Genomic DNA, 3,218 nt, shown 5'->3' with positions numbered 1-3,218 from the left:
ACGTTCGTGGAAGGTTTCGCCCGCCTTGAGCGTCACCTCCTTGCCGCCCCTGACGCCCATGACGATGCTGCCCTCGAGCACATAGACGAAGGCGTGCGCGTCATGGCGATGTACGGGATCGACGGCGCCTGGCGGATATTCCACCATGATCATCGTGGCCTCCTTCCCCGGGTACTCGGGCAACGCCTCCGTGAGCAAGGGCGCGACACTTGCCTCCGGCGCGGCGGCGGCCGGCTGTGCAACCATGAGGCACGACACCATCAGGGTTACCGCAATAGATGCGACCGTCTTCATGGCATCACTCCAGATTGGCTTTGTCGAGCCCGAATGCCTTGTCGGACGAACCGGGCACCATGCGGAACGCCACGTTCAGTCGGTTCCAGCTGTTGATCGCGCCCACGAGGAACGTGAGATCCGACAGCTCCTTCTCGGAGTACTGGGTACGCACGTGGTCGTAGATATCGTCGGGCACGCCCTGGACGGGAAGGTTGGTCAGCACCTCGGTCCATGCCAGCGCGGCGCGTTCGCGCGGCGAGAACAGCGTCGACTCGCGCCAGATCGCCACGTGATGCAGGCGCAGTTCGCGCTCGCCGTGGATCTTCGCCATCTTGATATGCATGTCGACGCAGAAAGCGCAGCCATTGAGCTGCGATGCGCGAATCTCGACGAGCTCGCGAATGGGCTGTTCGATCGTGGTGTTCTGAAACAGCGCGCTGAACTCCATGAGCTTCTTGGACAGTTCCGGGGATTGCTGAAAGTAGTTAAGCCGTTGCGTCATGATTCTCTCCTGGTTAGATGACCGAGATTGTGTTTGGTGGCGCTTCGTGGCGGATCTCGCAGAAGCTCGCCGGTACGTCTTTGAGCGCCTCGAATGCGCCCGTCAAACTAGTTGTGCTCGACAACGGAGTGATGCGCGGATCCGAGCGTTGCACGAAGGGATGGACGTCGCGGGATAGCAGCTTGCAATCAACCTCCTTTAGCCTGCGCGAGCCACTGGTCGAGACTGATGCGGCCGATACGCGCGTCACCGAGCGGCACAAGTGACAGTTCCTCGACCTGGCCGCCGTAGTACCGTGCATCGCGATCCGTCACGACCGGACGTGCGTCGCCTACCGATTTCAGATAACGCGTGATGATCGCCGCGAAGGGCGCGCGGTCCGGGCCGGCGATTTCGACGGTGTCGTTCAGCGGTGCCGCAAGCGCGATCTGCGAGAGGATCGCCGCGATGTCGTCCGCGGCGATCGGCTGAAACAGTCCGTCGCCGACGCGCACGGTGCCGCCGTCCGTACTGAAATCTGCGATGCCGCCGATGAACTCCATGAACTGTGTCGCGCGCACGATCGTGTACGGCACGCCCGCCGCTTCGATCGCCTCTTCCTGCGCGACCTTGGCGGTGAAATATGCGTTCTCCGGCATGCGGTCGGCGCCGACGATTGACAGCGCGACGTGATGGCGCACGCCTGCGGCCACTTCGGCCTTGCCGAGATTGCGCGCCGAGGTGCGGAAGAAGTCGAGCACCGCCTGCGGCTCCCATGACGGCGCGTTCGTCACATCCACTACGACGTCCGCGCCCACTAGTGCGTTGCTCAGGCCGTCGCCCGTCACGGTATTGACACCGCTACGCGGCGATGCGGCGAGCGCCGTATGGCCTGCCTTGGTGAGCAGCGATACGAGACGCGAGCCGATCAGGCCGGAACCACCGATTACGACGATCTTCATGGCAGATTCTCCAGATAAGAGTTGATGAACGCGCGGGGCGCTTGGCAGGTGCGGTATCGCGTGAAAGTGTCCGTCTGCGTCGCATTGCTTGACGCCATTGTGGAATAATCATGGCCTATAGAAAAGGGCCAAGAATTGTCGATATGACTAGTCCAAGTCGTTTCCGCTCCCCCATGCCCGCGAACCGTCATGACCGTACCGACTCCCACATTGACCATTGAAGTCGATCGGCAGCAGCAGTTGCCGATCTATCTGCAGATTTGCGAGCGTTTCCGGACGGCGATCGCGGCAGGGCATCTGCGTCCCGGCGATCGCGTGCCCGCGTTGCGCAGCCTCGCCATGCAACTGAACACGGCGCGCGGCACAGTCGAACTGGCCTACACGATCCTCGTCGACGAGGGCTACCTGCAGATGCGCGGTGCCGCGGGCACGTTCGTATCGCCGTCGCTACCGGCTTCGGTGATGCGCTCGTCATATGGGCAAGGCCTCCAGAACGCGCATGGCAGGCAGGGCACTGAAGGACCAGGCACGCCGAAGACGCCAGACGCATCGCGCGGTGGTCAACCGGCGCCGCGCCAGCTGGCTATCACCGTCGCCATGAGCGGCGAGCCGCGGCCGTTGCAACCAGGGCTGCCCGCGCTCGACGCGTTTCCGCGCAAGGCATGGAACCGGCTCGTTTTGCGTCGCGCGCGTAGCGGCGAACGCGCGGAGCTCGCGTACCCGGATCCGGCTGGCTATCGGCCGCTGCGCGAACACATCGCCACCTATCTCGGGCTGTCGCGCGGCGTAACCTGTCTGCCGGAACAGGTGTTCGTTACCGGCGGCTACCGCGCGGCGCTCGAACTCGTGTTGCGCAGTCTCGCGCGCCCGAACGATCGCATGTGGTTCGAGGATCCCGGCTATCTGCTCGCGCGCAACTTTCTGGCCGAGACTGGCGTGCAGCTCGTGCCGGTGCCGGTGGATGGCGAAGGGATCGACGTCGAGCGCGGCATACAACTGGATCCGCAGGCGCGCTTCGCACTGGTCACGCCATCGCATCAGAGCCCGCTCGGGCACACGCTGTCGCTCGCAAGACGTATGGCGCTGCTGGATTGGGCAGAGAAAGCGTCTCGCTGGATCATCGAAGATGACTACGACAGCGAGTTCCGTTATCTGGGCCGGCCATTGCCGGCTTTGAAGAGCCTCGACCGGCACGATCGCGTGATCTATTGCGGCACGTTCAGCAAGGTGATGTTTCCCGGTTTGCGGCTCGCGTATGCGGTGGTGCCGGAGCGCGCTGTCGAGCGCGTTGGGCGGGTGGCGTGCAGCATGAACGCCGGCTCGCCGACGCTATTTCAGGCTGCCGTGGCAGATTTCATTGCGCAGGGGCATTTTGCGCGGCACATGAAGCGGATGCGTGCGTTGTACGGACAGCGGCGCATGCTGATCGCGCACGCGCTGGAGCAGGCGTTTGGCGCGCGGTTGATTGTCGATTTGCCACCCGGTGGGATCCAGTTCGC

Annotated in this window: 4 protein-coding genes; 1 reads left to right on the top strand and 3 read right to left on the bottom strand. The window is 63.6% G+C overall.

Features of this window, described 5'->3' with window-relative positions:
• The 3 genes from ACYP5B_RS26215 to ACYP5B_RS26205 all read right to left on the bottom strand — a co-directional run.
• Positions 1-294 (bottom strand): cupin domain-containing protein (locus tag ACYP5B_RS26215; protein ID WP_459571649.1); only part of this gene is annotated, 294 nt, incomplete at its 3' end.
• 4 nt (positions 295-298) lie between these two features.
• Complete coding sequence (locus tag ACYP5B_RS26210; protein ID WP_400096844.1) at positions 299-778, bottom strand: carboxymuconolactone decarboxylase family protein; 480 nt, start codon at positions 776-778, stop codon at positions 299-301.
• A gap of 188 nt (positions 779-966) precedes the next feature.
• Complete coding sequence (locus ACYP5B_RS26205; protein WP_400096843.1) at positions 967-1,719, bottom strand: SDR family oxidoreductase; 753 nt, start codon at positions 1,717-1,719, stop codon at positions 967-969.
• Between the two features lie 189 nt (positions 1,720-1,908).
• Here ACYP5B_RS26205 and pdxR point away from each other — a divergent pair.
• On the top strand, positions 1,909-3,218 hold a 1,310-nt coding region (gene pdxR / locus ACYP5B_RS26200), incomplete at its 3' end, for a MocR-like pyridoxine biosynthesis transcription factor PdxR (protein WP_459571648.1).

This window comes from Cupriavidus sp. 8B, assembly GCF_054589115.1.
Note: the sequence above shows the minus strand (reverse complement) of the source record. Positions and strands in the feature narration are given on the sequence as shown.

Bases quoted from the DNA above. Each gene is read 5' to 3' on its own strand.
- ACYP5B_RS26205 (WP_400096843.1), bottom strand. From the start codon at position 1,719: ATGAAGATCGTCGTAATCGGTGGTTCCGGCCTGATCGGCTCGCGTCTC.
- ACYP5B_RS26210 (WP_400096844.1), bottom strand. From the start codon at position 778: ATGACGCAACGGCTTAACTACTTTCAGCAATCCCCGGAACTGTCCAAG.